General features: G+C 29.1%; 17 protein-coding genes, 1 tRNA gene, 3 rRNA genes and 1 pseudogene. 17 read left to right on the top strand and 5 right to left on the bottom strand.

Annotation, left to right across the window (positions count from 1 at the left end):
* Window positions 1-24: 24 nt before the first annotated feature.
* Entirely contained in the window at window positions 25-975 is a 951-nt protein-coding gene (locus tag AAHM79_RS08480) for an IS30 family transposase (protein ID WP_342257637.1), read from the top strand.
* A gap of 64 nt (window positions 976-1,039) precedes the next feature.
* Here AAHM79_RS08480 and AAHM79_RS08475 read toward each other — a convergent pair whose 3' ends face one another.
* The gene (locus AAHM79_RS08475) at window positions 1,040-2,305 is read right to left on the bottom strand and encodes a rod shape-determining protein (protein ID WP_342257636.1); all 1,266 of its coding nucleotides are present in this window, start codon (window positions 2,303-2,305) and stop codon (window positions 1,040-1,042) included.
* Between the two features lie 252 nt (window positions 2,306-2,557).
* Entirely contained in the window at window positions 2,558-3,508 is a 951-nt protein-coding gene (locus tag AAHM79_RS08470; RefSeq protein ID WP_338979395.1) for an IS30 family transposase, read from the bottom strand.
* 170 nt (window positions 3,509-3,678) lie between these two features.
* On the opposite strand from AAHM79_RS08470, the gene AAHM79_RS08465 reads away from it, so the two are divergent.
* The 13 genes and pseudogenes from AAHM79_RS08465 to thrS all read left to right on the top strand — a co-directional run bounded on the left by AAHM79_RS08465 (window position 3,679) and on the right by thrS (window position 18,962).
* A tRNA-Phe gene (locus AAHM79_RS08465) sits at window positions 3,679-3,754 on the top strand.
* A 132-nt stretch (window positions 3,755-3,886) separates the two neighbouring features.
* Complete coding sequence (nagA, locus tag AAHM79_RS08460; protein ID WP_342257635.1) at window positions 3,887-5,080, top strand: N-acetylglucosamine-6-phosphate deacetylase; 1,194 nt, start codon at window positions 3,887-3,889, stop codon at window positions 5,078-5,080.
* A 27-nt stretch (window positions 5,081-5,107) separates the two neighbouring features.
* A pseudogene (nagB, locus tag AAHM79_RS08450) lies at window positions 5,108-5,856 on the top strand (glucosamine-6-phosphate deaminase).
* A gap of 16 nt (window positions 5,857-5,872) precedes the next feature.
* On the top strand, window positions 5,873-6,622 hold the full coding sequence (gene tpiA / locus AAHM79_RS08445; protein WP_342257633.1) for a triose-phosphate isomerase: 750 nt from the start codon (window positions 5,873-5,875) through the stop codon (window positions 6,620-6,622).
* A 41-nt stretch (window positions 6,623-6,663) separates the two neighbouring features.
* Window positions 6,664-8,040, top strand: coding sequence for a hypothetical protein (locus AAHM79_RS08440; protein ID WP_342257632.1), 1,377 nt, complete (start codon window positions 6,664-6,666; stop codon window positions 8,038-8,040).
* Window positions 8,041-8,057: 17 nt separating this feature from the next.
* Window positions 8,058-9,593, top strand: coding sequence for a 2,3-bisphosphoglycerate-independent phosphoglycerate mutase (gpmI, locus tag AAHM79_RS08435; RefSeq protein WP_342257631.1), 1,536 nt, complete (start codon window positions 8,058-8,060; stop codon window positions 9,591-9,593).
* Between the two features lie 191 nt (window positions 9,594-9,784).
* Window positions 9,785-10,354 carry a hypothetical protein gene (locus tag AAHM79_RS08430; protein WP_342257630.1) on the top strand — a complete coding sequence of 190 codons (570 nt, stop codon included), beginning with the start codon at window positions 9,785-9,787 and terminating at the stop codon, window positions 10,352-10,354.
* Window positions 10,315-10,620, top strand: coding sequence for a hypothetical protein (locus AAHM79_RS08425; RefSeq protein ID WP_342257629.1), 306 nt, complete (start codon window positions 10,315-10,317; stop codon window positions 10,618-10,620). The genes AAHM79_RS08430 and AAHM79_RS08425 overlap by 40 nt, the downstream gene beginning before the upstream one ends.
* Window positions 10,621-10,636: 16 nt before the next feature.
* Window positions 10,637-12,976 (top strand): hypothetical protein, encoded by a 2,340-nt coding sequence (locus tag AAHM79_RS08420; RefSeq protein ID WP_342257628.1) that lies wholly within the window; start codon window positions 10,637-10,639, stop codon window positions 12,974-12,976.
* A gap of 119 nt (window positions 12,977-13,095) precedes the next feature.
* Window positions 13,096-14,400 carry a phosphopyruvate hydratase gene (gene eno / locus AAHM79_RS08415; protein WP_342257627.1) on the top strand — a complete coding sequence of 435 codons (1,305 nt, stop codon included), beginning with the start codon at window positions 13,096-13,098 and terminating at the stop codon, window positions 14,398-14,400.
* 106 nt (window positions 14,401-14,506) lie between these two features.
* Window positions 14,507-15,559: an ATP-dependent 6-phosphofructokinase gene (locus AAHM79_RS08410; RefSeq protein ID WP_342257626.1), complete on the top strand. Its 1,053-nt coding sequence runs from the start codon at window positions 14,507-14,509 to the stop codon at window positions 15,557-15,559.
* An 18-nt stretch (window positions 15,560-15,577) separates the two neighbouring features.
* Entirely contained in the window at window positions 15,578-16,984 is a 1,407-nt protein-coding gene (gene pyk / locus AAHM79_RS08405) for a pyruvate kinase (protein ID WP_342257625.1), read from the top strand.
* Between the two features lie 43 nt (window positions 16,985-17,027).
* Window positions 17,028-18,962, top strand: a complete 1,935-nt coding sequence (gene thrS / locus AAHM79_RS08400) for a threonine--tRNA ligase (protein WP_342257624.1) — start codon at window positions 17,028-17,030, stop codon at window positions 18,960-18,962.
* A gap of 205 nt (window positions 18,963-19,167) precedes the next feature.
* Here the strand turns inward: thrS and AAHM79_RS08395 are convergent, their stop codons facing one another.
* Complete coding sequence (locus AAHM79_RS08395; protein ID WP_342257623.1) at window positions 19,168-20,010, bottom strand: IS30 family transposase; 843 nt, start codon at window positions 20,008-20,010, stop codon at window positions 19,168-19,170.
* Window positions 20,011-20,316: 306 nt separating this feature from the next.
* Between AAHM79_RS08395 and AAHM79_RS08390 the strand changes: the two genes are divergently transcribed.
* The 3 genes from AAHM79_RS08390 (at window position 20,317) to rrf (ending at window position 25,159) form a co-directional block, all read left to right on the top strand.
* Window positions 20,317-21,837: ribosomal RNA gene (locus AAHM79_RS08390) — 16S ribosomal RNA — on the top strand.
* 192 nt (window positions 21,838-22,029) lie between these two features.
* A 23S ribosomal RNA gene (locus AAHM79_RS08385) occupies window positions 22,030-24,970 on the top strand.
* Between the two features lie 82 nt (window positions 24,971-25,052).
* Window positions 25,053-25,159: ribosomal RNA gene (gene rrf / locus AAHM79_RS08380) — 5S ribosomal RNA — on the top strand.
* Together the 16S, 23S and 5S rRNA genes form the textbook arrangement of a ribosomal RNA operon.
* An 82-nt stretch (window positions 25,160-25,241) precedes the next feature.
* Here the strand turns inward: rrf and AAHM79_RS08375 are convergent.
* Window positions 25,242-25,514, bottom strand: a complete 273-nt coding sequence (locus tag AAHM79_RS08375; RefSeq protein WP_338988300.1) for a hypothetical protein — start codon at window positions 25,512-25,514, stop codon at window positions 25,242-25,244.
* A 282-nt stretch (window positions 25,515-25,796) separates the two neighbouring features.
* Complete coding sequence (locus tag AAHM79_RS08370) at window positions 25,797-26,747, bottom strand: IS30 family transposase (RefSeq protein ID WP_342257249.1); 951 nt, start codon at window positions 26,745-26,747, stop codon at window positions 25,797-25,799.
* Between the last annotated feature and the right edge of the window lie 24 nt (window positions 26,748-26,771).

Raw genomic sequence — 26,771 nt, 5'->3', positions numbered from 1 at the left:
TAGAAAAAAGTAAGGAGTTTTTATATGAGTTATAAACATCTTGGCATAGATGAAAGGATTTATATTGAGAATCAATTGAAATTTAAATTTAAAATTAGTGAAATAGCTAAAAATCTTAATCGAAGTATTAGTACTATTATTCGAGAAATTAATAGAAATAAAGATAATAATCATTATTTTTCATTAATTGCACAAAATAAAGCTGAAAATCGAAAACAATCACATATTAGTTTTCATAAGTTTAAAAATAAGAATTTAGTAAAATATGTACAACAAAAATTACTATTAGGTTGATCATCTGAAAAAATTTATGGCAGAATTAAAAATTTTCATAAAGAGTGAGTTATTAGTTTTAAAACAATTTATACTTGAATTTATTTTGGAATGCTTGATAAAGTTACTAGTAAAAATTTAAGAAGAAAAGGTAAAAAACGAAAATCTAAAGAAAATCGTGGCAAGTTTAATGGTAAATCAATTAAAGAACGAGATATAAATGTTAATGATCGTATAACACTTGGTCATTGAGAAGGAGATACTATAGTATCATCACGAGGTAAAAGCAAATCATGTTTAATAACTTTAGTTGAAAGAGTATCACGATTTACTTTAGCAATATTAGTTAAAAACAGAACTACTAAAGTTATTAATAAAAATGTCAGTTATTATTTATCAATTCTTCCTAAAAACATTGTTAAAACTATTACTTTTGATCGTGGCAAAGAATTTTCAAATTGACAACAACTTGAAAAAAATTTAGATGTAAAAATTTATTTTGCCAATCCATATTCACCTTGACAAAGAGGTACTAATGAAAATACTAATGGTTTAATTAGAGAAAAATTTCCTAAAAAATTTATTTTTTCAAAAACTAATAAAAATGAAGTTCATAAATTTATATTGTCTTTAAATCAAAGACCGAGAAAAATACTAAATTATCTTTCACCAATCGAATATTTGGATAGAAAAATAATTTAGTTGCACTTACCTTTACAATTTAGCATATTATCCCTCCAAAAATTTTAATTTTAATATTTTTATCTTATTCTTCTTCTTTTTTAAGAATTTCGCGGTTAGGATTTTGTTCGGCTATTATTTGTTTATAAATTGTATCACGATATTTTACACAACCATCAATAACGTTATCTAAAGGGTTTTTAGCAATACGTACTTCAAAGATATCTCCTTCATATTTTTGACGAATTAGTTTTGTATTTGATTTATTATATTTAACTTCAATGAAATATTCTTTAGATAATTCTTCTTTAATGAATTCATCTATTTTTTTAATGTAAGCTCCACCCCCGCAAATTGTAATACCTTTACCTTTCTTCTTTAAATCACTAACACTACCAGCAGCTTTTTCTCCAACAGTTCTTAAGACTGTACGAATGGACGGAATAACATGTTCTCTAAATTCAACTTTCATAACATTTTCGCGAATTTCTTCGGGTGTAATTTCAATAGTTTTAGAAATTGACATTGTTTCTCCGGGTTGGGAGTCCAATCTAGGTAATGAAATTCCCGAAATAGTATACGGTTTTTCATTTTGATATTTCATAAGTGAGCCAATATTTTTAAGAACATCTTCAGCTTCTTTTGTTCCGATTCTTATAGCATGTTTTTTAGCAATATAGTCTTTAATTTTTTGTGTTAAAAAATCTCCAGCACAATGTGTTGTATATGAATATAAAATTGAATCATTATTAATGACAGCAATATCAGTACTTCCTCCTCCAATATCAATACACATAATTGCTGTTCCAAAAATATCTTGTCCTGAACCTAAAGCTGCCATTTTAACTTCTTCTTGTACAAAACCACGAAGTGCTCCTAATTGATGAACAATATTTTCTAGAGCTTCTCTTTGTATTGTATTGATTTCACTTGGTGTAGCCATTAACACAATTAAATCACGATTTTTATCTATTTTTTCAAGTTCTTTAGAATTTTTTATAATATTATTATCAATTTGTTTTGAATTTTTAATTTCAAGTCTAAAATCTTGAAAAATTTTAGCAAGAATACGCTGTAAAGCATCGGGATCAGCAATATTACCATCACGAACTGGACGTTTAATAATAACATTTTCATTGCTTTTATCCATCAATGCTTTTGCTTCTTCACCATAAATAATTATATTTTTTTCATAATCTTCAGCTAAATATGTTGGTGCATCATATCTAAGACCAGTATTAATATATCTAGCTTTAAAATTTTCAGTTCCAATATCTAAAGCTAATCACTGATAATCATTTATAGATTTAAGCTTATTACTTTTTTTAATTTCTTTTATTCTTTTAAACATTTTCTTTACCTCATTTTTAAAAAATTTCAAACCCTAAATTTTCTTACTTATAATTTTATCAAATTTACTGAATAAATTTTTACTAATTATGGAATATGTCTAATAAAAGAAGAATTAAAAAAATTATCAAGTTTAAAAATGGAAATTTATAACAAAAATTTAGAAAAATTAAAAAGTTTGATGAAGTTAAAATTAATAGCTTTGAAAAAATTCTAAGGGTTATAAAATGCTAAATTGTAAAGGTAAGTGTAACTAAATTATTTTTCTATCCAAATATTCGATTGGTGAAAGATAATTTAATATTTTTCTCGGTCTTTGATTTAAAGACAATATAAATTTATGAACTTCATTTTTATTAGTTTTTGAAAAAATAAATTTTTTAGGAAATTTTTCTCTAATTAAACCATTAGTATTTTCATTAGTACCTCTTTGTCAAGGTGAATATGGATTGGCAAAATAAATTTTTACATCTAAATTTTTTTCAAGTTGTTGTCAATTTGAAAATTCTTTGCCACGATCAAAAGTAATAGTTTTAACAATGTTTTTAGGAAGAATTGATAAATAATAACTGACATTTTTATTAATAACTTTAGTAGTTCTGTTTTTAACTAATATTGCTAAAGTAAATCGTGATACTCTTTCAACTAAAGTTATTAAACATGATTTGCTTTTACCTCGTGATGATACTATAGTATCTCCTTCTCAATGACCAAGTGTTATACGATCATTAACATTTATATCTCGTTCTTTAATTGATTTACCATTAAACTTGCCACGATTTTCTTTAGATTTTCGTTTTTTACCTTTTCTTCTTAAATTTTTACTAGTAACTTTATCAAGCATTCCAAAATAAATTCAAGTATAAATTGTTTTAAAACTAATAACTCACTCTTTATGAAAATTTTTAATTCTGCCATAAATTTGTTCAGGTGATCAACCTAATAGTAATTTTTGTTGTACATATTTTACTAAATTCTTATTTTTAAACTTATGAAAACTAATATGTGATTGTTTTCGATTTTCAGCTTTATTTTGTGCAATTAATGAAAAATAATGATTATTATCTTTATTTCTATTAATTTCTCGAATAATAGTACTAATACTTCGATTAAGATTTTTAGCTATTTCACTAATTTTAAATTTAAATTTCAATTGATTCTCAATATAAATCCTTTCATCTATGCCAAGATGTTTATAACTCATATAAAAACTCCTTACTTTTTTCTAAACTAAATTTAGCATTATGAAATTTTTATATGAGAATTTTTTGCAATTTTATTTACTTGCACTTACAAGTATAATTCAGCAATTAAAAAATAAGTTTTAACCCCTTGTTATTTTTTACTTTTATATGCTATTATTGTATAGGTAACGGCTCGGTAGCTCAGTTGGTAGAGCATTCGCCTGAAGAGCGAAGTGTCAGTGGTTCGAATCCGCTTCGAGCCACCATTATTTAAAATATAGGCAATTAAGCCTTTTTTTTAATTATTTTTCTTAGATTTAGGTTTAAGTTAAAATTTTAGGTATAATAGTGTCATTAGCAATTTTAAACAATTAATAATTCTAGAAAGAAGGGTATTAGTGTCTAAAATTTTAGTTTTAAATAATGCGAAAATAATTAGCATTAAGAAAATAATAAATAATGGTTTTTTAGTAATTAAAGATAATTTAATTTTCCAAATTAATGAAGGAAAGTATAATTATGAATTTCAAGATGCTCAGGTTATTGAATGTCATAATCAAACAATAATACCTGGTTTTATTGATTTACATGTACATGGAGGTTATGGCTATAGTTTAATGGATGGTACCATTGAATCAATTAATAATTTTGCAAAATTAGTTCCAAAAGAGGGAGTAACAAAGTTTTGTTATGCAACAGTTACTGCCAGTAAAAAAGAAATTGATAATATTCTTTCAGTATTTGCTAAGTATATGAAAACAGAAAATAAAGGTAACAAGGCACGAATTATTGGTGCATATTTAGAAGGACCTTTTATCTCAGAATTACAAAAAGGAGCACATACTCCGTCATTACTTCATGTTCCTGATCTTAATTTAGTAAAATCTTGAAATATAATTAGTAACAAAAATTTAAAATTTATTGTTTATGCTCCTGAGATAGATCCTAATTTAAATAATAAAAATTCAAATTTTATTTCTTCATTAATTAAAAATAATATTATTCCTAGTGTTGGTCATAGTAATGCTACTTTTAAAGAAATAACTAAAACTGTCGAATATGGTTTAACGCATATTACCCATCTTTATAATGCAATGAGTCCCTATAATCATCGCGATCCTGGTGTTGTTCCAGCATCATTATATTATGATCAATTAGTTACTGAGTTAATTTGTGATGGAATTCATGTTGATATTGATATTTTAGCAATAACATATAAAATTAAAAGTGCCGATGGAATTTGTATGATTACTGATGCCATGAGTGCAAAGGGACAGCCTGATGGTAAGTATTTATTGGGACCATTACCTGTCATTAAAAGTAATAATAAGGTTACTGTTGAAGCAACCGGAAAATTGGCAGGCAGCATTGCAACAATGATTGCTGGTTTTAAAAATTTATTAAAAATTACTAATAATAATTGACAAGATTGCATCAAAATGGCCTCTTATAATAGTGCTAAACAAGTAGGAATTGCAAATAAAACGGGTGATATTGTTATTGGTAAATTAGCAGATATTATTGTATTAACTAAGAATAATGATATTTTTTTAACAATATGCGAAGGAAAAATTGCGTATCAACAAGAATAAGTAAGTAATGTAAGGGGTTTTTAAATTATGAAATTAATTATTTTAAAAGATAAAACTGAGGTTGCTCAATTATTAAGTAAAATTATTATTGATATTATTAAAGTTAAACCAAATGCTATTTTAGGATTAGCAACAGGAAGTAGTCCAATTGAAACATATAATTTATTAATAGCAGATGCAAAAATAACAAAAGAGATTGATCAAAAGTTGTAACATTTAATTTAGATGAATATGTTGGTTTAACTCCAGATCATGTAAAAAGTTATCGTTATTTTATGAATCATCAATTATTTAATCATATTAAAAGTCTTAATTTAAAAAATACGTATGTTCCTAAAGGTATTGGTGATTTAGACCAAAATGTGGAAGAATATGAAAAATTATTAAAAGAAAAAGGACCAATTGATTTACAAATATTGGGTTTAGGTACTAATGGTCATATTGCTTTTAATGAACCAGGTACTCTTGCAAGTAGTAAAACACATGTTGTTAATTTAACTAAAGAAACAATTGAAGCTAATAAAAGATTTTTTTCTAAAGTTGAAGATGTACCAACCAAAGCTGTTACGATGGGCATTCATACTATTTTACAAGCTAAATTGATTGTTTTAATTGCTACAGGAACTAATAAAGCACAAGCTATTCGAGAGTTAGTTGAAGGTAAAGTTTCTCCAAATTATCCATGTACTTTTTTACAAAATCATGATGATGTTACAATTATTATTGATGAAGAAGAAGCAGCATTATTAAAACCAACTATATCAAAAAAAAATTAACTTAAAGGAGAAACAAATGGAACGTAAAAAGATTATTATTGGAAATTGAAAAATGTATAAAAATATAGAAGAAACTCAATTTTTTTTAAATGAATTTAATAAATTAATAAAAACTAAAAATATTAAATATGATTATGGAATAGCAGCTAGTTTTACTAATTTACCCTTACTAAAAATGAATAAAACTTCTGCTTTAATTATTGCAGCTCAAAATTGTCATTATGAAACCGAAGGTGCATATACTGGTGAAATTTCAATTAAGATGCTAAAAGATATGATGGTTAGTCATGTTATTATTGGTCATTCTGAACGCAGAATGTATTTTAATGAAGTAGATGAAACAATAAATAACAAAATACATTCACTATTTAATGCTAATATTATACCAATTTTATGTTGTGGTGAAACTTTAAACCAATATGAAAATAAAGAAACTAATGAAGTAATTAAAAATCAAATTAAGTTAGCATTAAAAAATATTAAAGCAGAAAATATTGCTAAGTTAGTAATTGCCTATGAGCCAATATGAGCAATTGGTACTGGTAAAACAGCAACAGCTCAACAAGCCCAAACGGTTTGTAAAATGATTCGTGAATTTATTAGTGAATTATATAATAAAAATGTTGCAGAACAAGTACGTATTCAGTATGGTGGTTCAGCAAAACCCGATAATATTAAATTAATACTTTCTGAACCCGACATTGATGGTGCATTAGTTGGAGGTGCTTCATTAGTACCACAATCTTTTTTTGATTTACTAATTTAACTCTATTTAAATTACTAATAAAAATAAGGAGTTAACTAAACATGGAATTATCAAAGATACAAATTAAAAGTATGTGAACAAAACTAACAAAAAAAATTAAACATCGTGCCTTTCCGGCAACCACTTTTGTCAATGCTTTTAGGAATAAGTCAGAAATTTTAGCATTGTTTAGTAAAAATGGTGAAGACACTAATCAATTAGAACAAATTGGCTTTATTATTTGTACTAAAACTATTTTTGCTCCTAGTAGTGATAGTATTGTTAGTGACAAAGGTATTATTACTAATGAATATTTTACTGGTGAAGTAATTGATGTTAATAATACTCTTATTCCTAATACTTATATTCATTTAGTTAAGGTTAATAGTGGACCAATCGTTATTAACGATATTCCATTGTATTTAACTATCAATGAAAGTCATCATCAATCATTAGTTAATAATAAAATTGGTGCTAAATTATTTATAAATAGTTTGATGAAACAATTAAATTATAAAACTTCTAATTTTAGTTCTATTTCTATGACTGAACAAAATTTTATTGTTGCTCTTAATAATTTAAAGATAAATAGAAAACAAATATTGCAAAGTGAATTTATCATTAATTCTTTATTAGAACAAAAATTATCATTAGAACAGTTAATTTTATTGCAAAATAAAAAAGAATATAGTTATTTAAAAAAATTTAATGAAGTTGAATTACAAGAAATTATTAATTTGCAAAAAATAGCAGTTGTTGCTATTAAAACTAATAAAGATCAGCGAAAAATAACATTAATAGCAGGTAATAAACAACGAATTGAAAACTTTTTTATTAATGCTAAAAAACCAATCATTATTGCTATTAATGCTATTAATAAAAAAATTAGAGCAATTAATCAGCCCGAAAATATTCAACCAATAGCACCGATAACTAATATTACTAATTATCAAGATTTATGACAATTACAAAAAATTCATAAAGAACTATTGAAGTCATTTTCAAAATGGCGGATAGTATCTCAAGATATATTAGAAAATTTATCACAGACTTTTGCTTATGGTTATTATTCAGAAGTCATTGATAATTTGAAAATTACTCATTATTCTTTTAATAATGATTTATTAGATTATAATTTAATGGAAATTAAAGGACACAATTTATTAGCTAATAGTAGTAATACTATTTTATTTCTTTCTAATAATATTAGTGATAATCCTAGTATGGTTATTTTATTAAGTGAAGATTTAAAATCAATTTGTGATTTAAAAACAATAATTACTAAAATTACTAAAAAGCAATCTATTAAAATAGTCTTTAAAAGAGATATTGTTATTTTGAGTACTGTTCATTATCAATGTATTACTGATTTTATTACTAAAATGATTCCTATTTTTAAATCTGATAATTTTAAACATCAGTTACAAGTTATTAAATAAAATATGAGGTGAAATTTATGAAAACAAAACAACCAATATTACTATGTATTTTAGATGGTTTTGGTATTGCAAAATCTAGTTCAACTAATGCTATTAGTTCTGCAACAAAACCTAATTTGGATTATTTATTAAAAACTTATCCGCATACTGAAGTTTCAGCTTCTGGCCTTGCAGTTGGTTTACCAGAAGGACAAATGGGCAACTCTGAAGTTGGACATTTACAAATTGGTGCCGGTAGAGTAATTTATCAGTCATTAACATTAATTAATAAGTCAATAAATGATAAAACATTTTTTAAAAATGAAACAATATTGTCAGCAATTAATCATGCCAAAAAGAATAATAGTAATGTTCATATTATTGGTTTACTAAGTGATGGTGGAGTACATGCTCATATTAATCATATTTTAGCATTATTAGAAATTGCTAAACAACAAAATTTTAAGAATGTTTATGTTCATGCTATTTTAGATGGTCGTGATACAAAAGCTGATATTTCTAAAATTTATATTGAACAGTTATTAAAAACTATGAAACAATTAGGCATTGGTATGCTTGCTACTATTTCAGGAAGATATTATGCTATGGATCGCGATAAACGTTGAGATCGTTTAAAAATAGCATATGATGTAATAGTTAATCATGAAGGTGCTTCATTTATTGATCCTATTGCTTATGTTAATGCAGAATATAGCGCTGGTCGTAATGATGAATTTATTATGCCTGCTTATAATTCTGAAATTAATAATGGTAATATTAGGAATAACGATAGCATTATTTTTGCTAATTTCCGTCCTGATCGTGCAATTCAATTAGCATCAGCATTAACAAATAATAAATATGATTTTAATATTAGTATGAAAATACCAACATTAAAAAATACTTTTTTTATTTCAATGATGGAATATGCTAAAAGTGTTAAACCACAAGGTGTTATTTTTCCACCTATATCAATGCTTGATGCTTTAGGGGAATGATTAAGTAAAAATCAATATCATCAATTACGAATTGCTGAAACTGAAAAATATGCACACGTAACTTATTTTTTTGATGGTGGTGTTGATGTTGAATATCCACTATCAACAAGAATTTTAATTCCTTCACCAAAAGTAGCAACTTATGACTTAAAACCAGAAATGAGTGCTCGCGAAATTACTACTTGTTTAGAAAGTGAAATTTCTAAAAACATATATGATGTTATGGTTTTAAATTTTGCTAATCCTGATATGGTTGGTCATACTGGTGTTTTAAATGCTGCCATTGATGCGATTGATGTTATTGATGAATGTATTGGAAAATTGTATCAAGCAATAAAAAAAGTGAATGGTATTTTAATGATTACTGCTGATCATGGTAATGCTGAAATCATGATTGATAAAGAGGGTAATCCTAATAAAAAACATACATCGCAACCAGTACCATTTATTATTTGTAAAACAGGATTAAAATTAAAATCAGGTGGTTGCTTAGCAAATATTGCTCCAACGCTATTAGACGTTTTGGGTTTAGTTAAACCAACTGTTATGACCAGTGAGTCTTTAATTATTAAATAGAAATATATTGATTTTTCTTTTTATTGATAAGTGCTTGTTTTAAGAATATAAAAGTATTAAAATATAGGCATATGAATTAAATATAGTGTTTCCCCTTTTATTTTTTTAAATAAATATAAGGGGTTTATTATATTTAGTTCCTATATTATTTTAGAAATCTATACATTTATTAAAAATTATGGAGGTAAAGTATGCCATTATCAGAAACAGTAGAATATCGAGAACTTAATGACTTTCTACAAAAATCATTAAGTTCTAAAAAAGATGAATCATCACCCAATATAACTTTAAATAGTTTGGAAGTTAAGATTGATGATATAAAAACACAATTAGATAGTAGTTTAAAAGAATATATTATTGAACTTGTATATGTAGATGAAAAGGGACGTTTAGTAAAAAATACTAATGATGAAAATGTTAGTATTATTCAACAACCACCTTTAGCAATTAATAGTGATCAATTACAACAACTAGTAATAGTAAAAGAAAAATTAGATATTTCTCTAGTACATTTATATCGAACTAAAAAAGAAAATGATAAGATTATTCTTGAATATTTAGGTAAAAAAGAATTACCGGCATTATTATTAAAAACTCAATCAGAATCCAATAATTTAAATAATGAAGAATATAAAGAAGAGTTAGATGATCTTAATGTTAATATTATAAAAAGATCTGAAGAGCCTATGAAATTATCATTTGCTGAAAATGGAACGTGTTATTGTTTATTGATAATAAAAACAAAACAATTGTTCCTGTAGATGTAAATGATGCTAAGGAATTTAAAAACTTTGTAGCCAAAAAATGTCCTCGTAATGGTAGTATAAATATTGAAGTTGATAAAAATGGAAAGATTTTGTTTGCATATATTATTGATAACCAGACTCATAAGAGGAAAGATATAAAAATTGATGAAAAATTAATTGATACTCTTGAAAGAGTAATTAGTACAGCCTCTTCTTTACATTCACAACATTCACAAAATAATTCTGTTGCACCTAAAAAAGAAGTACAAAGTAATAATTAAAGGAGAAAATATAAAAATGCCACTAATGGAAAATTTTAAATGATTTACAAACATTATGAGAAGTATATATCAATCAGAAATAAGTGATGTTGAAGATATTGCTATTGAAGTAGAGGATGACCTATATTCAAAAAAGAATACACTTAATATTTTGAAGAATTCTTCTTTCAATATTAATCCATTAAAAGTAAAAAAAATAGTTAGTTTAAATCAAGATGGAAAATTTGTTGTTGATAGTGGTTCATTAGTTAATACTATATTTATTAGTGATGAATCATTAATTCAAAATGATCAAAGTATATTTAAAAAAGACCAATTAGTTTTCGTTGACGATGAAACTGACAATACTAAAATTAAAGTATATAAAATTTTATTTGATGAATCTGAAGGTGAAATAAGACCTGAATTAGGATTATTAGGAAGTATAAATTTATTAAAATTTAATGAAATTTTTATAAATTCTGGACTGTTTAAAGAAAATGATGTTTTAATTAATCAAAAGATTAAAAGTTTATTAGATACTCCACAGTTGCGAAATCCATTTGAACAATCAAACCCAGTTTGAGATGTGGAACAGTATAAAATTAATGATTATTCTTCAAATAGTACAATGATCGAAGATTTTAAAAAACATTTAAACTTAGTGAATGTTGAAAAAGACTATTTGATTTATCGTCAAGGAAATGAAATTTTTATTAAAAATGTTACTGATCCAAATGATACTTTTATAATCTCAACAACTGCTCAAAGTATTACTGATAATGATATTTTTTATTTAAATAAAAAGATTAACGAAAATGGAGAAATTTTTTGAGAAACCTATAAAATAACAAAAAAACCTGTTCTAGGATGATTATATGATAATGTAAAATATCAAGGACATAAAGTTAAATCTTTAACCGACCAGCAATTTGATGATTTAAAAGCATTAAGTACTCCTCCACAATTGGGATTTACTATAGAACCAACAATTAATATTGGATTAGCATCTGTTGTTAAAGAAGAACAAGAAGAAATTGATTTAGTTGCTATGCGTTTTTTAGTTATTGCACCAGAAGTGTTACCAGAAGATTTACCTGCACCTTTATCGATTACAAATAATATCATTGAAACATTACAAAATAATAGCATAGAAGGTTTGTATAGTTTAGTAATAGAAGATGGTAAAATAAAAATATCAGATGCTAAATCAGATCCAGAAAATGTAATTTTTGAACAAGAATTTTCTCGGGATAATAAAAAAATATGAAATGATATAGAAGTTGCTGGTAAGTATCAAAAAGTATACTTTGCAAAAAACCCAAGTAATAATTTAGTAGAAAAATGAGTAGTTATTGCTGATCAAAATCAACTACAATGTATTGGAACACTTTCTTTATTAGAGTTAAGAAAAAGTTTTGCAAATAATAATTTATTTCCTAATGGATTAAAGGGTATTCACTGTGGAGAAAATGGATCACAAGTTAAAGTGGCAAGAGCTGCTGCTGAACAGGTAATATCACCAAAACCATCAGCTACAAAATTATCTCCAGTTATCGTTAAAAATTTTATTAATTTAAAATGAGATGATAGTAGAGAATTATGAGATTTAAACATAACAACTGATGAGCAAACATTGGATAAAAAATTAAAATTAGAAAAAGATGAAAATGATATTTTGAAAAATTTAATAGATAAAAATAATAATGCAAATACTGTTATTTTATTTAATAAGTGTGATGGAAAATTTTTAAGAGCATATTATTTTGATGAAAATAATAAAAAAGTAAATTGCTCTAATAAGTTAAGTGATGAAGATAAAGAACAACTTAGTATCATAAATCAGAAAGCAAAAGTAAGAGTATCAGAAACAAGAACAGTAAGACCAATACATGATTTAAAATCAAACTTATTTTCAAAAAATATTAAAACTTTTAATTTTAATATTTTTAATGGAAAATGTTATGTTTTATGTAATGATGAACTTGGAATTCCATTAAAAGTAGAAGTGAAACTTAGTCCTGAACAAATTCGTGCATTATCATATTTAACTAAAAATGAAGTTGATTTTTCTTTAACTTTTGATAAAGATGATAATTTTAAAAGTATAAGTTATATCTTTTATAGAGATGAAGTAAAACAAAATGTAACTATTAACAGAAAAGATTTATCTAATAGTAATAATTTTCATCAAAAAACGATTGAAACTGATGAATTAATGGAAGCAATAATTACTGCTCTTAATAATCCTGAAAGTTTAATACCAGAGGATGATGGAGTAACTCCAAAACCATGAAATAGTGATACTGCTGCTAAAGTTAATGATACATCATCACCAAGTAGTACAACTCAACATTCACAACAACAACAAATGTAATTAAATCATCATTATTTTAGAAGCACAAATAAAAAATATTTGTGCTTTTTTGATTCTAAACAATATTTTTTTCTGTATAATAATTAGTGAAATATTAAAGAAAGAAGGAATTAACAAATATGTCTTGCATTATTGATATTAGAGCACTACAAGTAATAGACTCAAGAGGAAATCCAACTATTCAAGTTGAATGTTGAACTGAAGATGGTGGATATGGGATTGCTTTAGTGCCATCAGGTGCTTCAACAGGTACTAGAGAAGCTTTAGAACTACTAGACAAAGATACTAAAGTTTATGGTGGACTTGGTGTTATGAAAGCTATTAAAAATATTAATGAAAATATTGCCGAAGCCATTATTGGTTTGGAAGTGACTAATCAAAGATTAATTGATCAAACAATGATTAAGTTAGATGGAACAGAAAATAAAACAAAATTAGGTGCCAATTCTATTTTAGGGGTATCATTAGCAGTTGCTAAAGCTGCCGCTGATGAATTATATGTGCCCTTATATACATACTTAGGTGGTACTAATGCTTGTCAGTTGCCAGTCCCAATGTTAAATGTAATTAATGGTGGTGCTCATGCTGATAATAATATTGACTTTCAAGAATTTTTAATAATGCCAGTTGGTGCTAAAACATTTTCAAAGGCAATCCAAATGGCTGCTGAAACTTTTCATGCTTTAAAAAGTATTTTAAAAGGTAAGGGTTTAGTTACTGCAGTTGGTGATGAAGGTGGTTTTGCTCCTAATTTAAAATCAACTGAAGAAGCATTAGATTTAATTGTTGAAGCTATTAAAAAAGCGGGTTACACTCCAAATAAAGATATAAAAATTGCTATGGATTGTGCATCATCAGAGATTTATAAAAATGGTAAATATGTTTTTGGCAATAAAGATGGTAAAAGTAAAAATACTGAAAAATTATTAACTTCAGCGCAACTAGTAGATTATTTAGTTGATTTAACTAAAAAATATCCAATTATTTCAATTGAAGATGGTTTGGCTGAAGGTGATTGAGAAGGATTTAAATTATTATTAGAAAAATCAGAAGGTAAATTCCAAGTTGTTGGTGATGATTTATTCGTTACTAATCCAAAAATTATTAAAGAAGGAATTATTAAAAACGTTGCTAATTCAGTATTAATTAAACTAAATCAAATTGGAACATTAACTGAAACTATGGAGGCTATTGAAATGTGTCAAAAAGCTGGGTGAACAGCAGTAGTATCTCATCGTTCTGGGGAAACTGAAGATACAACGATTGCTGACTTAGCAGTAGCTTTTAATACTGGACAAATTAAAACAGGTTCAATGTCAAGAACTGATCGTGTTGCAAAATATAATCGTTTATTAACAATTGAAGCCGATTTAGCAGATCAAGCTAAATTTTTAGGTGACGATGTATTTTATAATATTAATTAATTAAAATCATATTTTATGGTTAAATTTACTGATATCCTTTTTAATTTTAAACAAATTATAATAATTATCACTAAAATAATGTAATTAGAAGAGAGGATGACTAAATATGCAAGAATTAAATAAAAGAAGAATTGGAATCTTAACTTCTGGTGGTGATTCACCAGGTATGAATAATGTTATTAATGCAGTATATAAGACTTTTCGTGGTATAAATCATGAAAATAGTAAAATTGCTACTGCTGATAAAAGACCATTTGAATTAGTTTTAATAAAAAATGGTTATAAAGGAATAATGACAAATGACATTCACGTTATTGATAACAATTGAGCAAATTTAATTGATCTAGGAACTGAGATGGGGGGAACAATCATTGGGTCTGCTCGTTTTAGAGAATTTGAGCAAGAAGAAACTCGTAAAAAATGTATTGAAATTTTAAAATCTAAAAAAATTGAAGGTTTAATTGCTATTGGTGGTGATGGCACATATAATGGTTTGCAAAAATTAAGTAATGAAGCAGCTATTCAATGTGTGGGTATTCCAGGTACTATTGATAATGATATTAGTTCAAGTGAGTTTACTATTGGTTTTGATACCGCTCTTAATACAATTGTTGAAAATCTTGATAAAATTCGTCAAACTGCTAATTCTCACGGAAGAATTATGATTGTTGAAGTAATGGGTCGTAATTGTGGTGACCTTGCTCTTCACAGTGCTGCTGCTGCAAATTGTGATTTAGTTGCAACTAAAGATTTAGGAATTGGAGAACAGTCATTGATTGATATTATTAAACAGTTGTACACTAAAAAACAACGTCGTTCATTAGTAATAGTAGTAACTGAACGTCAATATGATGTTAATAAAATAGTTAAAATCATTGAAAAGGATACTGATTGTGAAACAAGAGCAGTAATATTGGGTCAAATTCAACGTGGGGGAACACCAAGTGCATTTGATCGTTATTTAGCAACAATGATGGGTATTTTTGCTGCTGAAAGATTTGCAAATAGTAATAAATCTAGTATTTGTATTGGATTACAAGATAATAAATTAGTAGCTATTGAAATTCAAGATGCATTAAACACACCTTCAATAAATAAAAATAACGTTGCTAATAAAATTTTACGTTTGTCAGGAGTTATTTTTAAAAAAAATACTTAATAAAAAGAGGTGAATAATTTGATATCAATTATAAAAAGAACTAAATGTGTAACTACTTTAGGACCTGCTTCAAATTCTGCTGATGTTATTAAACAACTAATAGAAAATGGCTCAATTTGTGGGCGTTTAAATTTTTCTCATGGTACTCATGATGAACATTTAGCAAGGGTTTTAATGATTAGAGAAGTATCTAAACAATTAAATGTACCAGTTGCTATTATGTTAGATACTAGAGGTCCGGAAGTTAGAACACATACCTTTACAAAGGGTAGTGTAGAAATCAAAAAAAATGAAATTATTACGATAATTGATAATAAAGAGATTATTGGTACTGCGGATAAGTTTTCTGTAAATTATGGTAATTTAGCAAAGGATATTAAAGTTAATGATAATTTACTAGTAGATGATGGTAAATTATCATTAAAGGTTACAGCGGTTAAAGACCATACTGTTATTTGTCAAGCTTTAAATACACATACTATTAAAGATCGTCGTGCTATTAATATTCCAAATGTTAAATTATCTTTACCTTTTATTTCTGAAAAAGATAGAGCAGATTTAATTTTTGGTTGTCAGCAAAAAGTAGATTATGTTGCTGCATCATTTGTTTGTTCAGCAGCTGATATTAAAGAAATCCGCAAAGTTTTAGATGATAATGATGGTAAACATATTCAAATCATTGCTAAAATTGAATCACAATTATCAGTTAATAATTTTGATGAAATTTTAAAAGAATCAGATGCTATTATGGTTGCTCGTGGTGATTTAGGAGTTGAAATTCCTTTTGAAAAAGTTCCTTTTTTAGAACGTGAATGAATTAAAAAATGTCGTACTGTTAACAAACCGATAATTGTTGCTACGCAAATGCTAGATTCAATGATAGATAACCCTCATCCAACACGTGCTGAAGTTACTGATGTTTGGGTTGCTATGGATTGGGGAGCAACATGTACAATGTTATCGGGTGAATCTGCTAATGGTAACTATCCTGTGTTATCAATTGCAACAATGAGTAAAATTCTTGTTGATGCTGAAAGTCATCAAGAACAGATTAAAATTGCTACTGATTTATTGCATACAAAAGATCAATTAGTTGCTAAAACTATTAAAAAAATTATTGAAGAAAAACCACAATATTTAATTACTAATAGTCAAGATAGTAATTATATTAGAACTATTGCTAATGCTCATTTGCCAGTTTATATAATTCCTATTGTTAATAATGTTATTGATTATAATAAATTTGCAATAAACTTTGGAATTTATACTTTTTTAGCAACTGAAGGAATTCCAGTAGAATTAAGTAATTCTTCGCAATTAGTTAAAAGCATTAGTAGCACTTATATAATCCCTACTAAATCAAAAGTATTAGTAGTAGATATTAATAATAATACTAATCCTTTTACAACTTTTATTGTTAAATAACCTAGTACTACTGAGGTAAATTAGAAAAGGAATTAGGTAAAACATGAAAATTAATGTAATTAAATTAAATGGCAAAACAATGACTTATAATATTGAAAATCCAATTACTGGTTATCAATTATTAAAACAGGAAAATGAAAATATAGATTCTTCAATTATTGCTTTTACTCTGAATGGACAATTAAAAGATTTATATTGAGAAATTAAAGAAGATGCTGAAATCAAGTTTATTAAAAAAGATGATGCTTTAGGATGAACTATTTTAAATTATGGATGTGCTATGATTTTAGCTCATACTATTAAATTAATGTATCCACAAGCGTTAATTACGATTGCTAATACTAATGATAATAGTTTTTATTTAGATTTTGATTATGAAAAACGACTTTCTAATGATGAATTAATTAAAATTGAAGAGAAAATGCGTGAAATTTTAATAAAAAATATTGAAATTAAAAGAGTTTGTCAAACTAAAGAAGAATCTTTAAAAACTCATAAAGACAATCCTTTTGCTTTAGAATATATTAAATTAAATAATGTTAATGGATTAAAATGCTCTTATTTAGTTGATAATAAAACTTTAGTAGTAGCATCGGGTGTTGCTATTAATAATTCTTCATCAATAAAATATTTTAAATTATTAAGTATTACTGGTGCATATTGATTAGGAAATGATAAAAATAAACAATTACAGCGCATTTCTGGAATTTGTGATTATTCAAAAGTAAAATTAGTAGATAAACTTAATGAACTTGAAGAACAAAAAAATCGTGATCATCGTAAACTAGGTAAAGAATTAAGTATTTTTACTTTTAATGATGATTGTGGTAAAGGATTACCTATATTTTTACCAAATGGTATGGTTATTAAAAAAGTTTTGCAGGAATATTTGAGAAAACAAGAATTTATGTGAGATTATCAAGAAGTAGCGACACCAGTTTTAGGTTCTGTTGAATTATATAAAAAAAGTGGTCATTGAGATCATTATCGTGAAAATATGTTTACTCCAATTAAAAAAGAAGAAGAACAATTGGTATTAAGACCAATGACTTGTCCTCATCACTGTATGATTTATAAAAGTGCTCTTCGTAGTTATAAAGATTTGCCTTTGCGTTTAAGTGAACATGCTTTATTATATCGTTATGAAGCAAGTGGGGCTTTAACTGGTTTAGAACGAGTAAGAAGTATGGAATTAACCGATTCTCATATTTTTGTTAGATTTGATCAAATGAAAACAGAGTTTAAACGTTGTTATCAGTTAATTGCTGAGGTTTTAAAAACTTTAAATATTAAAATTGATTATTTATCATTATCTTTACGAGATCCTGCTGATAAAGAAAAATATTTTAATGATGATAAAATGTGAAATCAAGCAGAAACAGCATTACGTGAAGTATTAGATGAATTACAATTAGAGTATAAACCAATGATTGGTGAGGCTGCTTTTTATGGACCAAAATTTGATGTTCAAATTAAAACAGCATTAGGTCATGAAATTACAATATCTACTATTCAATTCGATTTCTTATTACCGAAAAAGTTTAATTTAACTTATATTGATGAAAATAATAATGAAATAAATCCAGTTATTGTTCATCGAGGATTAATTGGTACATATGAACGTTTTATTGCCACATTATTAGAACAAAATAAAGGTGTTTTTCCACTATGATTAGCACCAAGGCAAATTGCAATTTTACCAATAAATGAAAAAGAAAAAACCTTAGAATATGCTAATAAATTATTGCAAACTTGTAAACAACATAATTTACGAACGGAAATTATTAGCAGTGGAACTATTGGCAAACGTATTGTTGAAACACAAACTCAAAAAATTCCTTATCAAATTATTATTGGTGATAAGGAAATAGAAAATAATAATTTAAGTTATCGTCAGTATGGTCAAAAAGAAAGTAAAATTGTTACTTTATCAGAATTTTTAAAATTATTAACAAAACAAGTTGATAATAAAATATAATTATAAAAATTAAAAAACCATTTAAGGTTCTAATTCTTAAATGGTTTTTTTAGTTAATTAAGCAATTTAATTTTACTAAGTATATTAGTAAAATTTAAACCATTTTTTTATACGCTAAATTGTAAAGGTAAGTGTAACTAAATTATTTTTCTATCCAAATATTCGATTGGTGAAAGATAATTTAGTATTTTTCTCGGTCTTTGATTTAAAGACAATATAAATTTTTAGGAAATTTTTCTCTAATTAAACCATTAGTATTTTCATTAGTACCTCTTTGTCAAGGTGAATATGGATTGGCAAAATAAATTTTTACATCTAAATTTTTTTCAAGTTGTTGTCAATTTGAAAATTCTTTGCCACGATCAAAAGTAATAGTTTTAACAATGTTTTTAGGAAGAATTGATAAATAATAACTGACATTTTTATTAATAACTTTAGTAGTTCTGTTTTTAACTAATATTGCTAAAGTAAATCGTGATACTCTTTCAACTAAAGTTATTAAACATGATTTGCTTTTACCTCGTGATGATACTATAGTATCTCCTTCCCAATGACCAAGTGTTATACGATCATTAACATTTATATCTCATTCTTTAATTGATTTACCATTAAACTTGCCACGATTTTCTTTAGATTTTCGTTTTTTACCTTTTCTTCTTAAATTTTTACTAGTAACTTTATCAAGCATTCCAAAATAAATTCAAGTATAAATTGTTTTAAAACTAATAACTCACTCTTTATGAAAATTTTTAATTCTGCCATAAATTTTTTCAGATGATCAACCTAATAGTAATTTTTGTTGTACATATTTTACTAAATTCTTATTTTTAAACTTATGAAAACTAATATGTGATTGTTTTCGATTTTCAGCTTTATTTTGTGCAATTAATGAAAAATAATGATTATTATCTTTATTTCTATTAATTTCTCGAATAATAGTACTAATACTTCGATTAAGATTTTTAGCTATTTCACTAATTTTAAATTTAAATTTCAATTGATTCTCAATATAAATCCTTTCATCTATGCCAAGATGTTTATAACTCATATAAAAACTCCTTACTTTTTTCTAAACTAAATTTAGCATTATGAAATTTTTATATGAGAATTTTTTGCAATTTTATTTACTTGCACTTACAAGTATAATTCAGCATACGAAAAAAATATTTATATTTTTAGTATTATTTTCATTGACATTGGGTTTTGTTTTCTGTAAGATACTTATTGTGCCCGAAAATAAATGGGTTACAAACTAGAAAAAACGATCTTTGAAAACTAAATAGAACAAGAATTAATCCGTCAATTTTTTATTAAAAATTAAATAAGTCAGACATCATCTTTTCACAAAAACAATTTTATTGAGAGTTTGATCCTGGCTCAGGATGAACGCTGGCGGCATGCCTAATACATGCAAGTCGAACGAAAGTAGCAATCTTTAGTGGCGAACGGGTGAGTAACACGTATCTAACCTACCATTTAGTGGGGAATAACTGTTGGAAACGACAGCTAATACCGCATATGTTATTTATTTGCAATGATAAATAATGAAAGGAGCATTTGCTTCGCTAATTGATGGGGATGCGGTGCATTAACTAGTTGGTAAGGTAATGGCTTACCAAGGTAACGATGCGTAGCCGATCTGAGAGGATGAACGGCCACATTGGGACTGAGACACGGCCCAAACTTCTACGGAAGGCAGCAGTAGGGAATTTTTCACAATGGGCGAAAGCCTGATGGAGCAATGCCGCGTGACTGATGAAGGTCTTCGGATTGTAAAGGTCTGTTGTAAGGGAAGAAGTGCTAGAATAGGAAATGATTTTAGTATCGACCATACCTTACCAGAAAGCCACGGCTAATTATGTGCCAGCAGCCGCGGTAATACATAGGTGGCAAGCGTTATCCGGATTTATTGGGCGTAAAGCGTGCGTAGACGGTTTTGCAAGTCTGAGGTTAAATTTAGGGGCTCAACCCCTAACCGCCTTGGAAACTACATTACTAGAGTATAGGAGAGGTTAGTGGAATTTCATGTGTAGCGGTGGAATGCGTAGATATATGAAGGAACACCAGTGGCGAAGGCGGCTAACTGGCCTATTACTGACGTTGTGGCACGAAAGCGTGGAGAGCAAATAGGATTAGATACCCTAGTAGTCCACGCCGTAAACGATGAGTACTAAGTGTTGCCATGAGGCAGTGCTGTAGCTAACGCATTAAGTACTCCGCCTGAGTAGTATGCTCGCAAGAGTGGAACTCAAAGGAATTGACGGGGACCCGCACAAGCGGTGGAGCATGTGGTTTAATTCGAAGCAACGCGAAGAACCTTACCAGGTCTTGACATACCTTGCGAAGCTATAGAGATATAGTAGAGGTTAACAAGGATACAGGTGGTGCATGGTTGTCGTCAGTTCGTGTCGTGAGATGTTTGGTTAAGTTCAGCAACGAACGCAACCCTTGTCCTTAGTTGCCAGCATTAAGTTGGGGACTCTAAGGAGACTGCTAGTGTAAGCTAGAGGAAGGTGGGGACGACGTCAAATCATCATGCCCCTTATGACCTGGGCTACACACGTGCTACAATGGCTGATACAAAGAGTCGCTAAACCGCGAGGTCAAGCAAATCTCAAAAAGTCAGTCTCAGTCCGGATTGAAGTCTGCAACTCGACTTCATGAAGTCGGAATCGCTAGTAATCGCGAATCAGCAATGTCGCGGTGAATACGTTCTCGGGTCTTGTACACACCGCCCGTCAAACCACGAGAGTTGGCAATGCCAGAAGTCGGTGTCCTAACCGTAAGGAGGGAGCTGCCAAAGGCAGGGTTGATGATTGGGGTTAAGTCGTAACAAGGTATCCCTACCGGAAGGTGGGGATGGATCACCTCCTTTCTATGGAGTTTAGTTTCTAATAAGAAACCAAGACAACAAGAAAAATTAGATGGATGATTTATTGGATTACTTCTTTTGTTCTGTTTAGTTTTCAGGGATTGTTTTCTCTGAGCAATTGTTCTTTAAAAACTGGATAATAGACATCTTTTAAAAAAAATAAGATAATTTTTATCTTGCAATAGGATATTCTAAAAATAAATTATTAAGAGCGTATGGTGGATGCCTTGGAATTGGAAGACGATGAAGGACGCGATTACCTGCGATAAGCTTCGGGGAGCTGGAAATAAGCTTTGATCCGGAGATGTCCGAATGGGGAAACCCACTATCTTTAATCAGATAGTACTGTACAATGAATGCATAGTTGTGCAGAGTGATACCTAGAGAATTGAAACATCTTAGTACCTAGAGGAAAAGAAAGCGAATGCGATTCCCTTAGTAGCGGCGAGCGAAAAGGGAGCAGCCTAAACCAGTCGTCAGACTGGGGTTATAGGACTGTCTATTAGGTTCGACCTATGAAGAGTTACAAAATTTATATATAGCAGAAGTTGTTGGGAAGCAACGCCATAGATGGTGAAAGCCCAGTATGCGAAATGTATAAATCTCTTGACAGTATCCTGAGTACGGCGAGGCACGTGGAACCTTGTCGGAATTTGCGCAGACCACTGCGTAAGGCTAAATACTAACCAATTACCGATAGTGAACCAGTACCGTGAGGGAAAGGTGAAAAGTACCCCGAGAGGGGAGTGAAATAGTTTCTGAAACCATATGCTTACAACAAGTCGGAGCCCGTTAATGGGTGACGGCGTGCCTTTTGTAGAATGAGCCGGCGAGTTACGATTACATGCAAGGTTAAGTTGAAAAGACGGAGCCGAAGTGAAAGCGAGCCTGAATAGGGCGTTTAGTATGTGGTCGTAGACCCGAAACCAGGTGATCTAGCCATGAGCAGGTTGAAGTTAATGTAACAGTTAATGGAGGACCGAACCAACGTTCGTTGAAAAGACCGTGGATGACTTGTGGCTAGCGGTGAAATTCCAATCGAACCTGGAGATAGCTGGTTCTCCCCGATATAGTTTTAGGACTAGCGTCAGAATTAGTGCAATGGAGGTAAAGCTCTGAATGTATGATGGCCCCACCTCGGGATACTGAATGCAATTAAACTGCGAATGCCATTGTTACATATCTGGCAGTCAGTCTATGGGTGATAAGGTCCATGGACGTGAGGGAAACAGCCCAGATCATCAGCTAAGGTCCCCAAATCAATGCTAAGTGGAAAACGATGTGGAATTGTTCAGACAGCTAGGAGGTTGGCTTAGAAGCAGCCATCCTTTAAAGAGTGCGTAACAGCTCACTAGTCGAATGATTCTGCGCGGAAAATGTACCGGGGCTAAGCATTGTACCGAAGCTATGGGTCTATATATATATGTTTACATATATTGTGGGCGGTAGGGGAGCGTTCTAATCTGCGACGAAGTTAGACCGGAAGGACTAGTGGAGCGTTTAGAAGTGAGAATGCCGGCGTGAGTAACGATTGAAGGTGAGAATCCTTCATGCCGATTGACCAAGGTTTCCTGGGCTAGGTTCGTCCACCCAGGGTTAGTCAGGACCTAAGGCGAGGCCGAAAGGCGTAGTCGATGGATAACAGGTTGATATTCCTGTACCACCATGGTGACTGATGGAATGACGGAGAAGGCTAAAATGTCCCAGTGGTTGGTAGTGCTGGGCTAAGTACAAAGAGGGTTGTGTAGGCAAATCCGCACAGCGTTAACCTTGAAGTACGATGGGGAGTGAACGGTTCGCTTAGTAACGAAGCATTTGATGCCATACTTCCAAGAAAAGTTTCTAAAGACATCACCCATGGTGCCTGTACCGAGAACGGACACACGTGGTCAAGGAGAATATCCTAAGGCAAGCGAGATAACTATAGCTAAGGAACTCTGCAAAATAACCCCGTAAGTTAGCGAGAAGGGGAGCTCATAGCAATATGAGTCGCAGTGAAGAGGTCCGGGCGACTGTTTAGCAAAAACACAGCTCTCTGCTAAGTCGTAAGACGATGTATAGGGGGTGACGCCTGCCCAGTGCTGGAAGGTTAAAGAGATTTGTTAGCGTAAGCGAAGCTTTGAACTGAAGCCCCAGTGAACGGCGGCCGTAACTATAACGGTCCTAAGGTAGCGAAATTCCTTGTCAGGTAAGTTCTGACCCGCACGAAAGGCGTAACGATCCGGACGCTGTCTCGGCTATAGACTCGGTGAAATCTTAGTACCTGTGAAGATGCAGGTTACCCGCGATTAGACGGAAAGACCCCGTGGAGCTTTACTACAACTTGATATTGAATTTTGGTGTAGTTTGTACAGCATAGGTGGGAGACGTTGATATGCAGACGCTAGTAGGCATGGAGTCACCATTGGGATACCACCCTTGCTATATTGAAATTCTAACTTGAGACCATAATCTGGTCTAAGGACAGTGTCTGGTAGGTAGTTTGACTGGGGCGGTCGCCTCCTAAAAAGTAACGGAGGCGCCCAAAGGTACCCTCAATATGAATGGAAATCATATGTAGAGCGCAAAGGTAAAAGGGTGCTTGACTGCGAGACATACAAGTCGAGCAGGAACGAAAGTTGGGCTTAGTGATCCGGCGGTGCTGTGTGGAAAGGCCGTCGCTCAACGGATAAAAGTTACCCCGGGGATAACAGGCTAATCTTTCCCAATAGTTCATATAGACGGGGAGGTTTGGCACCTCGATGTCGGCTCATCGCATCCTGGAGGTGTAGTCGCTTCCAAGGGTTGGGCTGTTCGCCCATTAAAGCGGTACGCGAGCTGGGTTCAGAACGTCGTGAGACAGTTTGGTCCCTATCTGTCGTGGGCGCAAGAAATTTGAGGAAAGCTGTTCCTAGTACGAGAGGACCGGAATGGACCTACCTCTGGTGCACCAGTTGTCACGCCAGTGGCACAGCTGGGTAGCTATGTAGGGCATGAATAAGCGCTGAAAGCATCTAAGCGCGAAGTCAGTTCCAAGATGAGATTTCTCATTCGAAAGAAGTAAGATCCCTTGAATAATACAAGGTTGATAGGTCAGGTGTGTAAGCATAGTGATATGTTCAGCTTACTGATACTAATAGATCGAGGATTTATTGAAGAATATATTCTCTATTGCAAATCAAAAGTAATCAAATTTAAAGATGTCTGTTTCTAGTTTTTAGGGAGCAATTGCTAAACTATTTGGTGTCCATGGCGGAGTGGTCACACCTGTTCCCATCTCGAACACAGCAGTTAAGCACTCCATCGGCGAAAATACCAGCAATGGGAAAATAGCACGATGCCAAATTTTTTTTATTGTTAATCTTAATGTAAAAATTAAGATTTTTTTAATTTTTACATTAAAATAAGTAAAAAATTTTATTTTTAATTTATGATTGTTTTAAACCACTTATACGCTCTGCTATTGATAAATCATTTTTTATTCATCAATAAATAGTAATAATAAATCCAATTAATGATATATAAGTTATATATTGTAGTAAACTGCAAAGTCCATAGATTAGTTTTTCTTTACGATTTGATCCAACATTAATTCCGGTGACGATTTCACCAACGGATCTAATATTAAAAATTCATAAAATAGCATTAATAATAAATAAAAAATTATTAATTAAACTTTTAATTAAACGTTTTGTTTGCATATTATTCTCCTTTAAACTAAAAATATTAATAATAATAATAATTTTAACATTTTAACTATAAAATATATTATTTTAAACATTACCTTTATTATTGATATTAAAATAATATTAAATTAAAAATAATCTTGATGCTTTATCATAAGAAATGTAACAAATATTAATGTAAAGGAAATTGATATTAATTATTTTTTCATTGGTTTTTTATGTATAAAAAAGAAGGAAAAACAATGATAAAATATTATTCATAATTTTTTATTAGCTAAATTGTAAAGGTAAGTGCAACTAAATTATTTTTCTATCCAAATATTCGATTGGTGAAAGATAATTTAGTATTTTTCTCGGTCTTTGATTTAAAGACAATATAAATTTATGAACTTCATTTTTATTAGTTTTTGAAAAAATAAATTTTTTAGGAAATTTTTCTCTAATTAAACCATTAGTATTTTCATTAGTACCTCTTTGTCAAGGTGAATATGGATTGGCAAAATAAATTTTTACATCTAAATTTTTTTCAAGTTGTTGTCAATTTGAAAATTCTTTGCCACGATCAAAAGTAATAGTTTTAACAATGTTTTTAGGAAGAGTTGATAAATAATAACTGACATTTTTATTAATAACTTTAGTAGTTCTGTTTTTAACTAATATTGCTAAAGTAAATCGTGATACTCTTTCAACTAAAGTTATTAAACATGATTTGCTTTTACCTCGTGATGATACTATAGTATCTCCTTCTCAATGACCAAGTGTTATACGATCATTAACATTTATATCTCGTTCTTTAATTGATTTACCATTAAACTTGCCACGATTTTCTTTAGATTTTCGTTTTTTACCTTTTCTTCTTAAATTTTTACTAGTAACTTTATCAAGCATTCCAAAATAAATTCAAGTATAAATTGTTTTAAAACTAATAACTCACTCTTTATGAAAATTTTTAATTCTGCCATAAATTTGTTCAGGTGATCAACCTAATAGTAATTTTTGTTGTACATATTTTACTAAATTCTTATTTTTAAACTTATGAAAACTAATATGTGATTGTTTTCGATTTTCAGCTTTATTTTGTGCAATTAATGAAAAATAATGATTATTATCTTTATTTCTATTAATTTCTCGAATAATAGTACTAATACTTCGATTAAGATTTTTAGCTATTTCACTAATTTTAAATTTAAATTTCAATTGATTCTCAATATAAATCCTTTCATCTATGCCAAGATGTTTATAACTCATATAAAAACTCCTTACTTTTTTCTA

Source organism: Spiroplasma endosymbiont of Nomada ruficornis (genome assembly GCF_964030795.1).
GTDB lineage: Bacteria > Bacillota_I > Bacilli_A > Mycoplasmatales > VBWQ01 > Spiroplasma_E > Spiroplasma_E ixodetis_A.
The sequence above is the reverse complement of the archived record's forward strand: the minus strand, read 5'-3'. Positions and strand labels throughout refer to the sequence as shown.